Source organism: Ignavibacteriota bacterium (genome assembly GCA_016707525.1).
Classification (GTDB): Bacteria; Bacteroidota; Ignavibacteria; order UBA10030; family UBA6906; genus JAGDMK01.
The window spans coordinates 1-18393 of sequence record JADJHP010000019.1 but is presented as its reverse complement, the minus strand read 5'-3'; the positions used below and the strand labels follow the sequence as shown (position 1 = coordinate 18393).

The 18393-nt window shown below is 57.2% G+C and carries 15 protein-coding genes; 3 read left to right on the top strand and 12 right to left on the bottom strand.

The genetic code is table 11. The features are described from left to right. Positions 1–61 precede the first annotated feature (61 nt). From IPI01_20720 to IPI01_20690, 7 genes are all read right to left on the bottom strand, one after another. On the bottom strand, positions 62–283 hold the full coding sequence (locus IPI01_20720; GenBank protein ID MBK7260180.1) for a hypothetical protein: 222 nt from the start codon (positions 281–283) through the stop codon (positions 62–64). Between the two features lie 287 nt (positions 284–570). Further along, complete coding sequence (locus IPI01_20715) at positions 571–801, bottom strand: hypothetical protein (protein MBK7260179.1); 231 nt, start codon at positions 799–801, stop codon at positions 571–573. A 434-nt stretch (positions 802–1235) separates the two neighbouring features. Then, the gene (locus IPI01_20710; GenBank protein ID MBK7260178.1) at positions 1236–1529 is read right to left on the bottom strand and encodes a hypothetical protein; all 294 of its coding nucleotides are present in this window, start codon (positions 1527–1529) and stop codon (positions 1236–1238) included. Between the two features lie 39 nt (positions 1530–1568). Next, the gene (locus IPI01_20705; GenBank protein MBK7260177.1) at positions 1569–1964 is read right to left on the bottom strand and encodes a hypothetical protein; all 396 of its coding nucleotides are present in this window, start codon (positions 1962–1964) and stop codon (positions 1569–1571) included. 2231 nt (positions 1965–4195) lie between these two features. Continuing rightward, positions 4196–4486, bottom strand: a complete 291-nt coding sequence (locus IPI01_20700) for a hypothetical protein (protein MBK7260176.1) — start codon at positions 4484–4486, stop codon at positions 4196–4198. Between the two features lie 385 nt (positions 4487–4871). Beyond that, positions 4872–5180 carry a hypothetical protein gene (locus tag IPI01_20695; GenBank protein ID MBK7260175.1) on the bottom strand — a complete coding sequence of 103 codons (309 nt, stop codon included), beginning with the start codon at positions 5178–5180 and terminating at the stop codon, positions 4872–4874. Between the two features lie 1993 nt (positions 5181–7173). Next, positions 7174–7686 (bottom strand): VOC family protein, encoded by a 513-nt coding sequence (locus IPI01_20690; protein MBK7260174.1) that lies wholly within the window; start codon positions 7684–7686, stop codon positions 7174–7176. A 379-nt stretch (positions 7687–8065) separates the two neighbouring features. Between IPI01_20690 and IPI01_20685 the strand changes: the two genes are divergently transcribed. Beyond that, positions 8066–8440, top strand: coding sequence for a hypothetical protein (locus tag IPI01_20685; GenBank protein MBK7260173.1), 375 nt, complete (start codon positions 8066–8068; stop codon positions 8438–8440). Positions 8441–8662: 222 nt separating this feature from the next. On the opposite strand, the gene IPI01_20680 is transcribed toward IPI01_20685, so the two are convergent. The 3 genes from IPI01_20680 to IPI01_20670 all read right to left on the bottom strand — a co-directional run bounded on the left by IPI01_20680 (position 8663) and on the right by IPI01_20670 (position 11110). Further along, complete coding sequence (locus IPI01_20680) at positions 8663–8827, bottom strand: hypothetical protein (protein ID MBK7260172.1); 165 nt, start codon at positions 8825–8827, stop codon at positions 8663–8665. 223 nt (positions 8828–9050) lie between these two features. Continuing rightward, positions 9051–9569, bottom strand: a complete 519-nt coding sequence (locus IPI01_20675; GenBank protein MBK7260171.1) for a hypothetical protein — start codon at positions 9567–9569, stop codon at positions 9051–9053. Positions 9570–10300: 731 nt separating this feature from the next. Next, the gene (locus IPI01_20670) at positions 10301–11110 is read right to left on the bottom strand and encodes a TlpA family protein disulfide reductase (GenBank protein ID MBK7260170.1); all 810 of its coding nucleotides are present in this window, start codon (positions 11108–11110) and stop codon (positions 10301–10303) included. A 1607-nt stretch (positions 11111–12717) separates the two neighbouring features. On the opposite strand from IPI01_20670, the gene IPI01_20665 reads away from it, so the two are divergent. Next, positions 12718–12990: a type II toxin-antitoxin system Phd/YefM family antitoxin gene (locus tag IPI01_20665; protein MBK7260169.1), complete on the top strand. Its 273-nt coding sequence runs from the start codon at positions 12718–12720 to the stop codon at positions 12988–12990. After that, positions 12977–13285 (top strand): type II toxin-antitoxin system RelE/ParE family toxin, encoded by a 309-nt coding sequence (locus IPI01_20660; protein MBK7260168.1) that lies wholly within the window; start codon positions 12977–12979, stop codon positions 13283–13285. The genes IPI01_20665 and IPI01_20660 overlap by 14 nt, the downstream gene beginning before the upstream one ends. 238 nt (positions 13286–13523) lie before the next feature. On the opposite strand, the gene IPI01_20655 is transcribed toward IPI01_20660, so the two are convergent. Together IPI01_20655 and IPI01_20650 are read right to left on the bottom strand one after the other, a co-directional pair. Beyond that, on the bottom strand, positions 13524–14051 hold the full coding sequence (locus IPI01_20655) for a DNA alkylation repair protein (protein MBK7260167.1): 528 nt from the start codon (positions 14049–14051) through the stop codon (positions 13524–13526). Between the two features lie 3973 nt (positions 14052–18024). Then, positions 18025–18393: hypothetical protein (locus IPI01_20650; GenBank protein MBK7260166.1), on the bottom strand; the 369-nt coding region annotated here is incomplete at its 5' end.

Sequence of the window (18393 nt, the reverse complement as noted above, 5' to 3'; positions counted from 1 at the left end):
GTCAACACCGAGCCGCTTCCCACCGATCACCAGGTGTGAGCCATTCCGACTGAAGGTCGCATCACCGCGTGGATCGATCGCTGTCAGAGCCCGTGTTCAGACTCGCACCATTGAAGTTGTCTGAAACAATGGAAGCCATGGAGGGCGGGGCGCCGCCGGAACTGCCCGGCGTCCGATGCTGCTGACGGTCACGGAACGAACCATTGATCGTACTGACCGCCTGCAGCGTGTCTTTACGAACCCGATCGTCATGCGCGCGGGCACCTGGGTCGAAGCCTGCCATCGGTGGCGTACTGGCGCCCGAACCCGAAAACGGTCATGTTATTCTCCATGTTCCAGTACTGGTCCTCGAGGTTATCATCTTCACTTGATGGGCCAGATACAGGAACCGGCGAGAGCCACTGTCTCGAAAGTACGCTTGTTCCGGTGCCGCGATATCGCCGACGAACAACGCGTTGTCCGTCGATCGCTGCCCGGACGACCGTCACCCAGAAATCGTTGCGGGATCGTATGTCCCACCCGGCGTTCCCTCATACAGCATCCGAAATGCTCCCGCCACCTTTGTTACCGTCAGGCGCGCAAAGCGAGGGTGAAATTCCCCAGCGTAGCGCGCCCAGAGGAGCCATCGGTGGACTGAGATGAAACCGTCGCTTTCAATGGGCCGGTGGAGGTCAGAGTGCTGGTGGAGTTCGTGTATCCCGGATGGGCGATCGCGCCAAGGTTCGGTATGCCCCGATACTCACCTGCCGATCCTCCACCCACATGATAGTTGATCCAGTCATTCCCACCCAGATCCACCATACTCGAAAAGCCGCACCCTGTTTGTGATAGTAAGAACGACGCAAGCTGGGTGGACACAAAGAATAACTCGCCTGCCCTTCATCCTGCACATTGTCGGTGACGGTGACCTTGTTCGTGAACGCTGGTGCAACGAAACTACCCCCCGTTTCGAAGTAAACCTGGTAGTACCTCGTCGCTCCCGCGGCGGTGGTCCCCATTCATCAGGAGCACGACGGGTACCAGCCGCGTTCGTTGATCCGTTGGACGCACCAGCATCCCTGTCGAACTGGAACATCACCGCCCAGTCCAGCACAGTACCGCTTGCATTCACCTCGATCACGCGCAAAGAGTTGGTGTTCAGGGTCCCCGATGGACCGAGCGCTGTCGGCATCTGGGTGAAGTTCACCCGTAACTGCCGGCCCGGTCGGTGCGCGCATATCCTGCTGCGGAGACGCTCACCCGGAACACGACCAGCGCCACGCTGCATTCCACCAACCCGGTGTGAGGCGGCGCTCGTCACCGTGAGCGTTGCCGCCGTACTCGTGGCTGGACTGCCATGGGCGTTCGACACCACACACCGGTACGTGCTCCCGTTGTCCCGCCCGCGCCGTGGCCCGGGTCGTGGCGCTCGATGAGGTCGCCCCTGCGATGTTCGTACTGTTCTTCTGCCACTGTTGCCCCAGCGGTGCCGTCCCGCTGGCACTCACCGTGAACGTGGCCGTCTGGCCTACGGTCGCCGTCTGGTGCACCAGGTTGGCGGGGTCGAGGCCGGGCTTGTGTTGCCGCTTTCATGCCGTCGGATCCTCCGGACTGATCGGGGATCGGTGTTGAAGAAAGTAATCCACGAGCGCAGTGAATGCCGGAGGGTACCGCCTGCATTCCCCGCGAACGGTCCGATCGCGCTCATCGTCAACGCCTGCGCGAATACCACCCCCTGCGTCACGGGTCGTCCCGTTCGTCGAGTACGATCCCGTCACTGCGAACCCACACGCTTCACCCGCAGGTACACCAGCACCTACCGTCACCGAGACATCCGCGCGGATGGTGGGAACATTGTTCGTGAAGCTTGCCGCGAAGAACCTCGTACCGGCGGCATCCCGCACAAGATCGAACCGCAGGTAGTTCGTCGCATCCTGCTGCACCTGGATGCCCTGCATCTGATACTCTGATGTCATCCTCCCCATCGAGCTTCCTCCGCCTCGAAGTCCGTGTTCGTCACCGCCTGCATCACCCGCGGAGCGCCTGTTCCCGTCCGACCAGACATCGTGCGCCACTCCCGCCGGCACAGCGATGGAAAAGCAGGTCCCCGCCGTCCAGCTCCCGGAAGCGTAGACGTCGCATCACCGCGCGGATTGACCGCCATCCACGGGGACGTGTTCAACGGCGTCCCGTGTGGAAGTCATCGAGACGATCCCCGAAGCAGGGGGCGCGTTGCTCCTGCCCGCACCATCGCTGAGGGGTCGGTCGCGACCGCGATTTCACGAGGGTTTTGCCCCGGCACGGGCTAATTGAACCGCCTGTGCATACATGCATCGCGTGTATTCCATCACCACTGATGAACGTGACGGCATACGCAATGAGTGAAAAGGGCAGACGGTATCCGGAACGCATACGACCCTCCAGTATTGGAATATGATTGCTGATGGAGATCGCACTGTTGATGCGAGATGAGATCTCTGGTATGCCTGCTGGCAGGACAGGAAGGGTACGCGGAAAGGGGGGCGGAATGCCTGACGCGTCCTCCTCTCCTCGGTCCCAGTGTTGAACGAACGCGGATCGCCGGCATTGCTTTGAACAGCCTGTGGAAAGGAAGAACAGTGCCGGAAACGACCGTAACATATGAAACAGCCCCTCCCGGAGAGGGTTCCCCCAACAGAATCTCCCGGGCACAATTGCGAGGGGATATATGTTTTCCCTGCAAATAACTATGCGGACATCGGGTCCGGACAGGTGTCAGGGGAGTATATGTTTCCCCGCCATATACTTGGACATCGGTTCCCCGGACGGTTGTCAGGGGATGATCCTGGCCGAAGCGCAGGCCTTGGGGGCGTTGCATGCACCGCCCCTGGAATCCACGTTAGTGTCACTGATACTATTTCATGAGGAGAGATTTGCGTATCAGAAAAATTACCTGCTTGCATGCGACAGTTAGTACACCCCGCTTGCAAAGGTTGGCCCCATCGAAGCGCGCGCTTCGTGAACGCCGGCCACCTGCTCACCCCTCTCACCGGTTCCGCCACCTCGCGGCCCAGTGCATCGAAATCTTTTACACTGACCGGTGATCGCTCCGGCAGGCACAATACCGGATCGTGGTCGAGGGGATTGGAGCAGGTTCGGATAGTTCTGGTCGAGGAGCGAACCGGACGGGCGCGGTGGAATACTCCTCAACACCTGTCCGCAGTGGCATCAAGCACATCGAGAGTACGCAGCGCGTGAAAGGTGGACCGACCCACGACGGATAGAGGGACGCCCGTACTTCTTGTTCCCCATATACGCGATGCCCGGCTTCACGCCGGATACGGCTCGTGATCGGAGACCACCGTGTTTGCCCGACCGGGTGCTCCAGCGGGTATGAGCGCCATGCAGCCCGTGGTGGTACGGGTAGGAGTGTAGTAGCGATACGCGACGGCGATCCCTCCCCACCACGAAGTGTAGCGGCTGGGGCCTCACTGCCGAGCGCGGTATCGGCAAAGGCCCCGAACCGCCGGGTACTGCCTACGCCGTACCGGATGACATATTGTGTTAGGACGAATGAGGTGATGAAATCGAATGCACAGAAGATGGTGTCATTCTGGTGTAGGCGATCGACGTTTCCATGGCTTCGGAAATGCACCGGCATACTTGTAGGCCCGGAGACAGAGTTCGAACCCCGGATGCTGTCAATGCACACCTGGCCCGCGGTATCAACATGGGAGATCCACAGCATATAGGGACCGGGGATCCCATACGTACAGGAAAGGCCGGTGAACGCGGAAGTCCCGCCGGTCGTGGTCTCACGCGCGGAAGTGGAATCGATCTGATACCAGAAGAACCGGAGTTTCTTTGTGGACGTGATCGTGTGCTGACGTAGTAGCGGTCCCCTGAAGGCAGTGCCATCGTTCGTCGTGGTTGCGAGATCCGTGAACTTCTCCCCGCCTCCGAGGTCGTGACCGCGGTCGTAAGATAGCCGGGTGTCCCCGGCCCACGTTACCGGAGGCACCGGTCGCCGTACTGTACCGATAGACAAGGATCTGATCCTGAAGTATGCCGCGTGTGGAAGCATACATACGCGTTCCCTTCAGGATCGTGGTGAGACCCTGTTCAACGGATAGGTCGCGTTCCAATGCTCCTTCTCTGACCACGTCTCACCACCGTCTGTCGAGAAGATTCAGGGTCCAAGAATCACCAGTAGACTTCCTGACGTGGAGAACCGCGATCAAATTCCCGTTCCCGGGATGCTTAGTCGAAGTCCCACCCAAACGATGGAGTCCCGCGCACCCCCAAGCATTACATCAATCCCGGCGATCCCCAGGATAGCCGCGAAGACGCCGATGACCGCCATGAGATCCCGACATCGACCGACGACGCGGGGAGCTGCGGATTCAAGCGCGGCGAGGTCCGCGATCACTACCATCATGGTCACCTGCATTCCATTTTCCTTTTCACTTCCTGTACGGATGCCCGTACACCATTCCCCGGCACGCTCATCAGCCACCAGATCGATCACAGCATTCGAACGTTCCTCCGGCGCGGGGCGCCTGGAAGTATGCACTCTGCGCACGGACGGCACACAGTGTTGTCGGCATGCCGGCATCACGGAACGAACCCGTGACCGCAGACGCCGGACGAGGAGAGGCTGTAACAAAGAGCTCCTGCGCCGTGGCACAAGGTGAAAACGAGTACAAGAAACACAATGATGCAATGTCTCATCCGTGAACCTTTCTGTGTGATTGACAGGCGACCCCTGCATCTGGGCGATGGGATGGCGCAAGGAGCGGGAGCCTGTACAGGCAATACAGCACGTACGGAAAAGGTTGGTGGTCACACGGGGCGGTGTGCTTCAGGTCACATCCGGACGAAGATGGTGTGCCTTGGGCTGCGGCGATCAGGACTTACTCGGCGTCCGGCCGCAACGGCGTTGCAGACATGGGTCCCACGACTGTCTTAAAGGGCCGGATGCGCCATGATGCCACAAGCCCGTGGGCGACATACGGGTCCCGTTGTACGAATCCTTCCACGATCTCACGTGACGCGCACCGGAAGATGAGTACCGTGGTATCCATAGGGTCTTCGAGTGCGCCTCCGATCAAGAGCTCACCCCGGTCTGCGTATTCCCACGCCAGTCGGAGGTGCTCGGCCCGGTATTCAGCACGCCGGACGATGTATGCCGGCGCGACATTGTAGAGGAGAATGAAATCCATGAACGTGAGATCCTTTCAGTGTGATAACGACGGACACGCAAACACGGGAGCGGATGACGGGGTGCATCCGGGCATGGAGATCGGTACGCCTCTGGATCCCCGGATGGGGTCGCCATTCACACGATATCAATGATCGCAGATGCCATCTTGCCGTTTCGTCTGTTCGCGCTTCCGGACGCTGACCCTGATGGGCGGCAAATACAAAGAGAGAGGTGCGCCAGCGCCATCTTACTTTGTCAAAGCCGGCGCACGCTTACTCGTGAGTCTCTTGAGGTGCTCGGTGAAGTAGCGGAGATTGGGATCCTTATATCGCGTGGCCAGATCGACCGCCTTCTTCATTGCAGCTATCGCCTCTTTCTTCATGCCAGCCTTGTCGTACGCATCGGCAATGCCATCCAACGCATTGGCAGAGTGTGGGTTGCGCTGGGTGTTGCGCTTGAACAGTTCGGTCGCTCGGAATATTCCCCTTCGCCAGTTCTTCACTTTTGAGGTTGTTGACCACGTCCTCGGGCACCGGGATCGTCTATCCTGCGACGTCCTGACACTTCACCGAAATGCTGCTCGGCATACGCAAGGCCCTTCTCCAGAAGATCGTCAGGGAACCGGTACCCTGCATACAACCGGCGCAACGCGTCGATGTGTGCGACCAACGGACTACTGGTATGGGTCTCCATCCGGATATCCTTTGCGATCCAGCGAAACCCCCTAGAGGGGAATTCTTCTCGACTGTTTCCTGCAACCTGTGATCGTCGGCCAGCGCCTGACCGGAATCATCTGACCATGCAAAGTAGAGAAAGGCCCTCTCAGACCATTGTCGGTCTGTTGAAATGCCTGCTCCAGGGACCGTTGAGGGAGATTGTTATCCCAATCGAGACTTGGGCTCAGTGCAATATAGGCATTGGAAGGAGAAGGCTCGGACGTCAACGCAAAAGAACGAACTGTCCACCGCCGAATGACCGCACAGCATGCGGTACCGGTTCGTTCGATAGGTTCGCTCGATCGCCGGAATGAGTTCCTGTCGAGAAATCTCTTGGGGAAACGGGTTCTGCGCCTCCACCACCGACCCAATGCGGGGACCAGTCGGTCTGGGTATAATCACGGATCCGTACTGTGCTGGTGATCGCCACGACGATGAGTTCCGGGATCCCGCCTTTCGCGAGGGGCGAACGTCGCAGAGCCTGCCGTATGCAGGAAGTGTGATTCACCATCAAGAACGTAGAGCACCGGATAGCTGCGGGTCCAATGCCCAATGATAAAATCTCCTTAACCAGGCACACCTGAAATGTACGGTCTTCCTTGAGTACTGCAGAATGAAGTGTGCTCCTTGCCCCGGTAACAGGGGCATCCCCGAAGCCTGTCGTGACGAAAAGAGCAAGGGCCAGAAGCAATTGCAGTCTGAACGGCATTCTGTCTCCGTCGAACGTGGCTCCATCACTGACCTGCCGGTGGCTCCCAGGGTTCCACCTTGTTCCCATCGGGGTCCATGACCCAGGCGAACTTTCCGTACTCCGACTCATCGATCTTGTCGAGACGTTACATCCCTTCGGCCTTAAGGGCCTTCACCAGGACATGCAGATCGGCCACACGATAATTGATCATGAACGGCGGAGTACCGGGAGCAAAGGAATTGCTTTTTGCGTCGCCGATCGTCCCTTATCGTGGTTTCCCCCGGTCGGCGTGCCCTCCGGATCCGTCCAACTAAAAGCGGTTCCTCCCCACTCCTGAACGTCGATCCCGAGGTGATCTTTGTACCAGGCCCTGAGAGTGACGGGATCGGGAGAATGGAAGAAGATCCCACCTATGCCGGTGACTCGCTTCATATCGCTATCCTTTCGTTGATGCCGATGATCTGATGCGTCAATGGGACAACGGCTATGGGTGAGCCGTGGAGCGGGTCATCCGGGCACACGCGTATCATATTCCCGGAGTTGCTTCCCCGACCACCCATCCTCACCACGTGTGACGTGTACCGACCTTCCATCGGACTCGCGGCTCAGAGTCCCTTCCGCCCCGTGCGGTCTGCGCCACGGCGCGCCGCCTCGATCGCGGCAATGTCGATATTGCGCATGGTCATCATCGCTTCGAACGCGCGTTTCGCCGCAGCGGGATCGGGGTCGGTGATCGCTTGGGTCAGGGCCAACGGCGTGATCTGCCATGAGAGTCCCCATCTGTCTTTGCACCACCCGCAGGCGCTCTCCTGCCCACCATTGTCAACGATCGCATGCCAGTAGCGGTCCGTTTCGGCCTGGTCCACGGTTGCAATTTGAAACGAGAATGCTTCGCTCTGTTTGAATGCCGGCCCTCCGTTGAGCCCGAGACAGGGAATGCCCAACACGGTGAATTCCACCGTCAACACATCCCCCTCCTTGCCTGATGGAAAGTCCCCCGGTGCCCGATGCACGGCATCTACGGATGAATCGGGGAAGGTCGCAGCGTAGAACCGTGCTGCATCCTCCGCGCCCCCATCGTACCAGAGGCACACCGTGTTCTTTGCGGTTTTCTTCATAACACCTCTCCGTTGAGATAGGTTCATGCCCTGAAGTACGACAACAGCACCAGGCGTTCCTTTGCAGCGTGAATGGCAGAGATGAAGGAACTCCAACTGACCAACCCGATACCTTGCACAAAGTCGATGGTTGCGGAATTCCACGGATTCCGGTACTTTGCTCCATGAACCAACATACTCAATTCCCGGAAAATGTTTCCGCGCCATTCTGCCGGGGTCATGTGTCACTGCCCGTACCCGCCACACTCTGTGGATCCGATAGAACGTACGAAACGCGTCTGGCTTTTCCCTGCCCACCTCACCCGCCAGGCATGGGACCAGATCATCGAGATCCGATGCGGCGAGAGCTGAACCGACGACAATCCACAAGGAGACCGTGATGCCAACACTTCGTACCACCTTCGTGATGATGTGCCTTGTTCTTGGTGCGTCCGTGTGCCACGCTCAACAGGTGGCAGACCCGGAGAAGCCCGCATACGATCCCGCTCTGGCGAAAGCCGTAGGCGCGGACGAACGTGGCATGAGGGGCTATGTCCTGGTGGTTCTGAAGACCGGACCGAACCGCGTGCCCGCAGGCCCGGATCGAGACGAGATGTTCAAGGGCCACTTTGCCAACATGAAGCGTCTCTCCGCGGAAGGCAAACTCGTCCTCGCCGGCCCGTTCGATGGTGTTGATGGGTGGAGGGGACTTTTTATTTTGCTTCGACCGATATCGAGGAAGCCAGGCAACTTATCGCGACAGACCCTGTCGTAGCCAGGGCGAAATGGTGCCTGAGTTTCATCAGTACTATGGAACCGCAGCGTTGATGCTCATGCGTGACCTGCACGACAAGATCACGGAGAAGCCGATGTGAATCACTGTGCTGCGGACGCACACGCCGCGGGTTCCTGCCGCCTCACGGATCGCTGGCCCTCTTCTCCATGATCACGGTGCCAACCCCGATGCCCCCGACGCGGAGTCATGTGCACTCTCTTGTTACGTTGCCGCCTCCGCTGCCTCCTGAGGAGAGCCTTTGAACCTGTCGATCACGACGACAATGGCAAACAGGGCAAATGCCATCGAGAGTGCCAGGTAGGTCCAGAGCGCAAGATCACCGACAGTGAGCGCGATGTGGAAGAGATCGCCCCTGAGGTAGAGCACGAGAAGAGGCGCGATGACGGTGACGAGTATTCCGGGCAGTGATCAGCAGATGGTTCATGTGTATGGTGGCAACCCCGCCGCCATCGGCGCACCATCAGGCGCGCCTGTGGCCGGGGGGGCGATCAGTGTATGGTTTGGACCGTCCTGAGCAACGTGGAATCGAAAATGTCTGCTGGCGAGACCACGGTCCCTTCAAGAGGCACATGATCTCCATATCTCTGCTTCATTTTCTCCCGCACGATCGGCGCCGACAGATCGAAATCCCGCAATTGTCGTAACTTCCCACTCGAATCCCCAGCGCCCTGTCGAAGAGCTTCCAAACTAATTCCGAACAATAGATGGTGGAGTCACTCCATCCAAACGTCAGATCATAGTGCTTCCCTTCAAACATCGGAACAAGGTTGTGGATCTTCGCCAGGCCCTGCGTATCAAGCACGCTGTCCGCGCCATGGAGACGCTTGATCACGCAGTGCCCGTTTTCACCTCGCGCGATCCACTTTTCCAATGCGGTGAAACGCACCGGTTCGACGGCTTCGAAGACACAAGGTGACCCATTCCGGAATAGGACGATGCCAACGTGAGTGTATCGGGACTTTGTCGCCGACTGAATAGCCGGACCTTGCCCGGTGGAGGACCTGAAGACGATATCTCCCTCGTGGACAGCCGGATCCTGTGAGAGGAGTTCAGGCCGTGCGGAGAGAAGCAGGAGAATCAAAAGTCCAGAATATCGTGACATGTTCATGTTGGAACCCCTTAACGGTTCACGGCTCATCCCGAATTGACGCTACGTACCGATGTCCTCTATGCCGCTGCGAAATCGAGGATCCCGCTTCACGGGACCAGCGCCGCGACACGACTGGTGAAGGTGACAACCTCAACCAACACAAAAAATGGTGAAGGTCAATACCCGGTTGTTCTTTGCACGGCGCCGGGTCGTAGATCCCGCCGCCGTCTGGCGGGGGCGCCGTTGATCAGGGGTGGGTGCCTCCGGCCAATCTGCGTCCGGACGTCTTGGATCGGCCTGGTGCCTCCCGAGTACTGCTCTCGAAATGTCCGCATAGATGAAGTTCTCGGGGGCCACCGGGCTCCCGAAGAGACGCCGCAGAAGCGACAACTGACCGATGTGAGTCATGACATCGGAGAACGGACCCTGCAACAGTTGGAGTTCTGAGATCTCTCTCAGTGGCGTTCCGACCTCGAGCAGCCTGGATACGTCTTCCAATACCTCGTGAAAGCGATCGATCTCAGCATCGGGGCTGGCAAGTGCTTCCGGCCAATAGGTCCCACCTATCATGTATGTCCGGGCGTATCCCATCACACTCGTCATGTGCCGAAGGAGCTCACCCGGAGTTCTCACCTTGTTTCCAGCCGAAAAGTGCCAGAATTCTGGTGGCGCAGCACGAATAGCTTTCTGTGCATGATATGCGATTGATGCTAGAAAGTGCCTCAACACCTCTCGCTCTGATATGTTCGTCATGGTGATTCCCTTCTGCACAGAATTGGGCCCGCCCCCTGATGGTCGCGGCTCATCCCATCCCGCCCGGAGTGAGCGAGCCCGCGAAGCGGGTGAGGCGAACTCCGTAGGCGGGACGAGGATTCCGCACGGCGGGACCTGCGCTGCGACCCGACTGGTGAAGGTGACAACCTCAACCAACACAAAAATTGGTGAAGGTCAATACCCGGTTGTTCTTTCCACGGCGCCGGGTCATAGATCCCGCCGTCTTGACGGCGGGGTGCAGCCGCTGGTGAGGCGACAGCACTGCTACTCCATGGTTGCCGTTTGCGCTGCGTGATGATTCTGAAGGATATGAGCCCATTGCTATTCGTCCTTGTGAAGGAGATGTCTAAACGTGGAATCGAGTTGCATCTCCCTAAGGCCGCCGAACTTAAGAACCTTGCCAGCCGGATCCACCAAGATATGTGTTCCCGCGCCTGCGTCAAAGCGAGTCGACACGGAAGAGACTCCTTCTTTGGGCACCGCAACCACTGACCATGGCATAGGCCAACGCAACTTTCTAAACCCGCCGATCTCGGATGGGTATTATTGAGTGACACGCTGAGGATGTTCAAACCGGCTCTGCGATACTTGTGGTATGCCTCGTGAAGGGCTGGCATCTCAGCGACACAGGGGGTGCACCACGTTGCCCAGAATACGAGGAGAAGATGATTGCCGAGGAACGATGCATTTGTGAGCACCTGATTGGAGTCTTCCACCGAACGAAATGAAAACTCAGGAAGTACGGAAGCGATCCGGATGGCTTCGCGCGGTGCATACAAATCCAACGCTTGCCGGGCTCCGATCGTGCCTGCAAAGTCTGTTCGCAGGCGGACAGTATTCTCAGCACCTTAGCATCATTGTGCGCTTGTTTTGCTTCAGCACATTCGTAAAAGAGCAGATAGGCTGAGTACGAGCGCGATGGATAATTGCCGAGGAGAGAGGCGTAGTACTCATCCCCCATTTGTGAGAGATGCCTAGTCGCCAGACCTAGCGATCCGTGGTATGCCCAGGCAAGAGAGGTTGGCAGAACGTTCGCAATCATGTCACGTCGGTTTGGATCACGTAGAGGCACACCCCCGCGTTCGTAACATTCAAACACTTCAAGTGTGAGTTCGTCCTTGAGCAAGGTGTCGTTCGTTGCCGCTTCTTTCTTCGCAAGGGTGTCTGCCAGCGCAAGCCAATGAGACGCGACCGATTGGGCAGGCAACCCGTCGCGCAGATGGCTCTGAAGTGCTAGATTTGCAAATGCCATGTGACGTTCGAAATTGTCTTGTAGGCCTGCAAACGCAGCGAACAATGACGAAGAGTCGTGGTAGTGAACGACGCCGCCTTGACCAGCCTCCCGCTCAGGCGGACGGTATTCGATGATTGCATGGCCGTTTCTTGCGGGGACCACGCAAACATATTCATTGCCCTCTGCTATTTGATAGCGGTCTGCCGATGCCCCGATCAAGGTGGTAGCAGTCCCCTTGGGACCCGTACCGTAGATCATGTACTGAACGCTGTCTCCGGCAGTTAGAATATCGGCTCGGAAACTGGCATCGGCTTGCTTGACAAGCGGAACGGTTTGGAAAGTTGCCCCATTGTCACTGCTCGTGAGGACCTCTATTTCGGAACGGGAGGTGTCGCAAAATGCCCGGGCCAGCCAAATGTCCAGTGAAATCTCTTCGTGGTGCTCAAGGGGCAAGGGAATGCAAAGTTCCTCATGCCCAACCCCACTACACAGAAGAACAAGTGGTCCAGTGTCGCGAGTTGAGATCTTGAACATCCCGTTTGCGTGGACCGCCTCTGTGTTCAGTATGGGACCATGGAGACGTGGCAGAGAAACGGGTATGAATGTTGCCTCCGCCAAACGCACATGGGCTACCGGCATCGGCCTACCATCTGCGCCCAGAAGTTGTCCCGTTATTGTTGACTCGTTGTTCTGGCATGCTACCATCATGGTGCTGAGGAGTACAACGACAAGAAGGAACCTCATAAGTCCTCCGGATTAGCACCGCTCAGGGATAACTAATGCATCTGTTTTGCTCTCAGATCTGCGTTCATTTCGGCAGAGGCTGACATGCTGTCGCCTAACGGCTCGCGGTTCATCCCGTCCCGCGCGGAGTGAGCGAACCCGCGAAGCGGGTGAGGCCAACGCCGAAGGCGGGACGAGGATTCCGCACGCCGGGAACTGCGCCGCGAAACGACTGCTGTTTTGGGAAACGCTTTTGGTCTCTTATAACCGAACACCCCCGTGTGACGAAGTGCCCAACCCCGATGCCCGTGGTGCGGCGTCAGGTCATAGAAACCGCCGTCGTGGCGGCGGGGTGCGGCCGCTGGCGAGGCGCCCGCCTCACTTGACTCTATCACAATAGTATCCATATACTGATATCGTCGAATAGGAGGCCATATGCCCGTTATCAAACCGATCTCGGATCTTCGCAATAAGGCCAACGAGATCTCTCAGCTGGTACACAATGCCGACGAACCCGTGTTCATCACCAAGAACGGCGAAGGCGATATGGTGGTGATGTCGCTGAGCCACTATGCGAAGATGCAGAAGAAGATTGAATTGCTCAACAAGCTTTCTGCGGCCCAGGCCCAGCACGCTGCCGGTGACACCGGGAGACTTCTCGCCCACGTCGTACGCGACATCCGGAAGAGGCTCCGTGCCTCGGCGTAAACGAGGGGTCCGACTTCTCGGGTTGGCCGAACGGGACCTCACTGACATTTATGATTACGTCGCAGCCGAGAACCCAACTGTCGCCGATCAATTGCTGATCCGCATCGAAAAGGATCTGAATGCCCTTTCGACCCAACCTCTGCTTGGCAGAATTCCACGTGATCATGACATCGCCATGCTGGGGTTCAGATACCTCATCATCGGCGATTATCTGGCCTTCTACCGCCTTGAGACCTCTGTCGTCCTTGTCTATCGCATTCTGCATGGGGGACGGGACTATTCGGATATCCACTAATATTTCCCGATACCCCCTTCCAATCCCGTGGCCCCTGGCGCCGCGGCAGGTCAAAGATCCCGCCGTCTTGGCGGCGGGGTGCAGCCGCTGGTGAGGGCGCACCACTGCCCTACTCATCGTGCACGGGGCTTCTTCAAGCCTGTGCGAATCTTGTTTTGTACCCGCGCAGGACTCCGCGGAGCCAACTGCTGAGAATAGTGATCGAGGAATGTCCTCACCGCGAGTGTATCGCGCTTACTCAATTCGCGTAGCGCCCACGATAGCGCCTTGACCACCATATCATGGCGGTCTCGAACGACCAACCTACAATGCCCAATGTGCGCTTCGCATCGCCCTCGCCGCCACGCGCACGGTTGTTCAGCGGCACAGTGCTCACTACTGCGACCCGTCTCCACCAATGATCCTCTGACCGGGTCCAGCCCTGGATTACACGGGTTGGGAGATTGCCGTCCCGCCAGGCTGGACCAGCCACGTAAGAAGCAAAGCAATCCACCTCGCCCCAACTGCGAATCCCCCTTCCGAGGGCGACTACATCCTTTGGTCGCAATGCGTGCGAGGCGTCGCGATGATGGGTAAGCACTTCATAGGCGAATAGTCGCTCCCATACGCCCAGGGATACCAATTGCCGGGACATACTGATGACCGATCGTCCGGATGATGTCTTGAGCCTTTTCGACCACGCACGACGCACGAGACGGAACGATGGAGCGTTCTTTGTAGGCATGCTCGCAAGGGAACTTTGTATTTCGGGAATGAGCGTCTTCATGTACCCCGGATTATGCGGCCTAACGGCTCGTTGCAACTTGTCCCGTCCCGCCCGGAGGTAGCGAACCCGTGAAGCGGGTGAGGCTAACCCGTAGACGGGACGAGGATCCTTCACAGCGGGACCCCCGCCGCGAAACGACTGCTGAATTTGAAAACCTCAACCAACGCTACAAATGAATAAGATAGATACCCCGTTACTCCAGACGCGGCGTCAGGTCAAAGATCCCGCCGTCTTAGGGGCGGGGTGCAGCCGCTTGGGCACCGGCTGCTATAGAGTTATTGGACAATAGAGTGCGAATATCATTTCGTTCGGATCAGGATGGCCCCTGGTCACCTGCGTCAAGTGCCTGATGATATCCGAGTGTGTACTTGTGATCCATACACCATGCATACACGGATTGCCAGCGTTGAAGCATGTTGGACGCGCCAACGCATTCGACAACGGCATAATCTCCCCCGTGGAATTCGACGATGCGACTATCGCCTTGAGGCTCCTCACCACTAATAACCTGCACCCATATTCATAGCCGTATTTCGCGGAATCGGGAATTGGGTTCGGATTGTTGAAACCATAGACAAATGGCTTCTCCGGGGGTCAAGGTGTTGTTGTCGACACCACGCGTCACATTTCATTGTGCTATTTCCTCGGGCTGATTCCCCGTAGCCATAGAAGCTGATGAATATCCCCGGTTCGATCTTTCGTATGGCGACGTCCATGGAGGTCTCCAAGGTTGTGGCGTGATTCCGCGGGGTTCGCGATCAGGAACGTGGCTCATCTCGATTTGGCGCGACGTAGCGTTGTACGCCAAGTCGCTGCCAATCGAGGATCCAGGCTCCGCGAGCTGCGCCACGAAACGACTGTTGTTGGGAAACGCTTTTGCTTGCCTTCTAGCCGATCACCTCAGTAACGAAGTGTCCAACCCCTATGCACCCGGACGCAGCCTAGGGTCAAAGATCCCGCCGTCTTAGGGGCGGGTGCAGCCGCTGGTTAGCCTGCATAAGGAATAAGTCGTCGAATGGGACACTAATTCCCATTCTGCCATCGTTCGATCGTGTATTGCTCATGAGCCTATTCAAGATAGACACGATATGCATTCCTGGTCACTCACCAATAGGCAAGTGCATTGTCATGGCTTTACCACTTCCAGAAGCGTTGCGGATATGGATTCAACTCTCATCCTATCCGTTACCCGGAACGGCGAGCGTGTATTTCTGGCTTCACCTTTCCAGATTGATCGTGTAGAATTCGCTGACATTTTGCATCCCGCCAACCTTTTCCCTTATGGATGGGTATCCCCTCATCCCACCCGTGATCGCCCGCTCGGATAAGGCGGCATTCCGCGGTGTACGACGTGGTACCGTCACCATCCGGTATCAGATCATAGATCTGGAAATAGATGTAGAATGGCTCATTCAACAATTGCGTCGCAAATGGGCTCTGGATCACCTTCACACCATCGATCTCCAACGCCCCCCGCTGCGGCGAGCGACGTAAGAGCTGGACAGAACTCATGGAGAGTCCAGGCGTGGAATAGTTCACGACTCGCAGTGCTTGCTTCCATGCCCCCAGGATATTCCCCGTCAATGACCTCAGGTGCATGGACACTGCATAGCGGTCGGGAGGGACCGTGTACCGGATCAAATCCACCAATGCGCCCGTCCGTCCCTTTCCCACGCCAACGACAACCGTATCCAATTGAGCCACACACTGCTGGTTGCACGAGTTGACCATGGAAAATCCGATCTCCACAGGCAGGGCGTGCATGGTGTCGGGCACGAGATGGGACAGTGAAGGTGATGGGAATGGCGTAGGAGATATCCAGCAATGAGCCGCCTTCGGTTCCCCGGAACATGTCGATCGCGTGGGGGAACTGTACAATGGAGACCTGCTTGTCCCAAGTCTGCCTGTCCGTCGTGAGCGCGCGATCGACCGTTGCGCGCGTTTCAACTTTGACCTCATTTTCGAAGATGGCACGGGTCGCCACTGCCGTCGGTCGTAGAGTTCCTCATACCGTTTATCCCATGCCAAGCTTGAGGATCATAGGGTCAAAATCCGGGATGGGGTAAGTCTCCATCCGCTCCCTGCGGCATTATGCTTCTGAAATGGAAGATCATACGAGGTGCATCACCCGGACGTCGTAGAGCCAGGATTCGTAGTCCTCCTTGATGAATCCTGTATATCGGACATGACTTCGGATGCAAAGGCCTGATTTTCCTTCTTATCAACAATCTTGTTGGATACTCGGTCGGGTCGAGGAGGATTTTATTGACCCGCTCTTTGTGATCATCATCATCGAACGGCGTATAATTGTGCCTCACAATGTCACTCGGTTCTCCTCGTCGAAGATAGACCAAGCCCATGTCATTGAATTCTTCATTCAGAGAAAAGGCCCGGGGGAAGACAAGCTCAAGAATCCTGTCCGGTTGAGAACCAGGTGCGAAGGCTTAACAAACTCGTACTTCTTCTCAGCAATGAGCGAGCGTCGGATATGTTCGAGAAGTTTGGTTCGATTTGGATGCTTAAAACGGATTCCTGAATTGCCAGAACGATTGGAAGAACTCTTGTTGTGTAGCAATGGTATGGAGACCGCGATAATACCAACCTTAACTCAGCGTCTGACATGATATTTAATGTCATCAAAGAGAACTTTGAGCTCCTACACGCTGGAGATTCCTTCAACAGCCATCATGTATTCGGATTCTGCGTTGGCTAGTCTCCTCGTAGCACATTTTCGCGCGGGCGAGGCGAATTGCTTCTTGAGGTACTCCATCGAGAACACCAAGCAGCGAAGAAACTGAATCCGGCAGAACTTAAGCCGCCCATCACGGCGCATGGCCTTCCCTCAAAGAACCGGGAGGGACGCGCCTGAGTACCCTTTGCTCCAGGAGAGGAAGTCCTGACGATTGCACAATGAGTAGTGACGAAGAAGGAAAAGGCCGATCTGCGTAGCTCTGCTCCTGGCGTGAGGATCAGCTGCCGTTGAGCTAATTCCAGCAAGATAGCGAACCCGGTTATCTTGATTCGTTCCATGAAAAGAGCAATACTGCATCAATGCATCTTCGTACGTTGAATCTCGACGCAATATCCATTCGAAATGGCCCTGGGCTCTTTTCCAGTGGAAGTTCTGTCGCACGGACCCGATCTCACGTTCAGCGATGGCAGCCAGATAGTGACATGAGAGGTTGGTGCTGTCGATGCCGAGGCCACTCTGCGCGAGATCCGCCTTTTGCCAGTCATGATCCACAACCGCAGCTCTTCCTAATTGAAACAAATGCATCGTAAGAGTCTGGGAGGAATCAGCGGTGGGAAATGCTCGACGCCACCTGTCCTACTGCGTTCCCCAAGTCCATCGGCGACCATTCGGCCACCTCCATTGAAAGCAGGCATTACGATGTGCGCGCAGAAATGCTTAACAATTCTCCTAGACATCTTCACCATTGTGACAAGTAGCACTCAACACGGTATTGCAGAAGATAGTGTGACGGTTCATCCAATTTGTCGGGCATGATATGCTTGCGCCTTAAGCTTCGAAGTTCATGCCGTGGGACGTTAGCCCAATTCTTGGCTAATCCTGCTTCCACGACCGGGCCTGCGGAGGGATTGCAACCGGAGCGCGATGGCCGGGTTCGCTGCAGCGCTTGGTGAGGCCACAAAGATATTCGTGCCGCGCTGCACGCGGCAACATCCAGTCCCCGCCCGCCGGGCGAAATCTCGCCCGAACTTCGACGCGCCACTTCGAGGCGTTCTTCCCGCCACCCGGCGCATCGAACCAGTGGATGCTGAGCTGCGTTCTTTAGTGAACTGGCCGCCCCAACCCGGCTGGTCGGGTTCTCTGGATCGTTCAGTCCACGCACGGCGCTGACCAGATGCAGGAAGGATGGCGTGTCGCCTTCCTGCGCCCGGTAACTTCGTCTCAAACTGCCTCTGCGGATAGGCGTAATTTAGCGGTCGTGTCCCTCGCGAATGTGCGCGTTCACCCATGCCAGGTCCGCAACGGCTTTGTCCGCGCGTCGGAGCTAACCCAGAACATCCCCATGTAGTTCTCGGAGAAGGGCTGACGAACGAAGTTCGGAAAGTTCTCCAGCAGCCAGTTTGTCGTCGCGTCCTGCGTGGCGATTCGTGAAAGACGCAATTTGCCGAGGAACTGTTCTACGGCTGCGCGCGTGGCCCGCACCTTCCAGATGGCTTGGGCGATCTCGCACGAACCGCCCCACACGCAAAATCCAGACTGGTCGTGGATCCGGTCGATCCACAACGCGGATGATCGCGCGTCTGAAGCCGCGCTGTCCTTGCCTTCGCTGAGGGTGATGATCGATTGGGGGGGTCTCGGTGCCCACTGCGG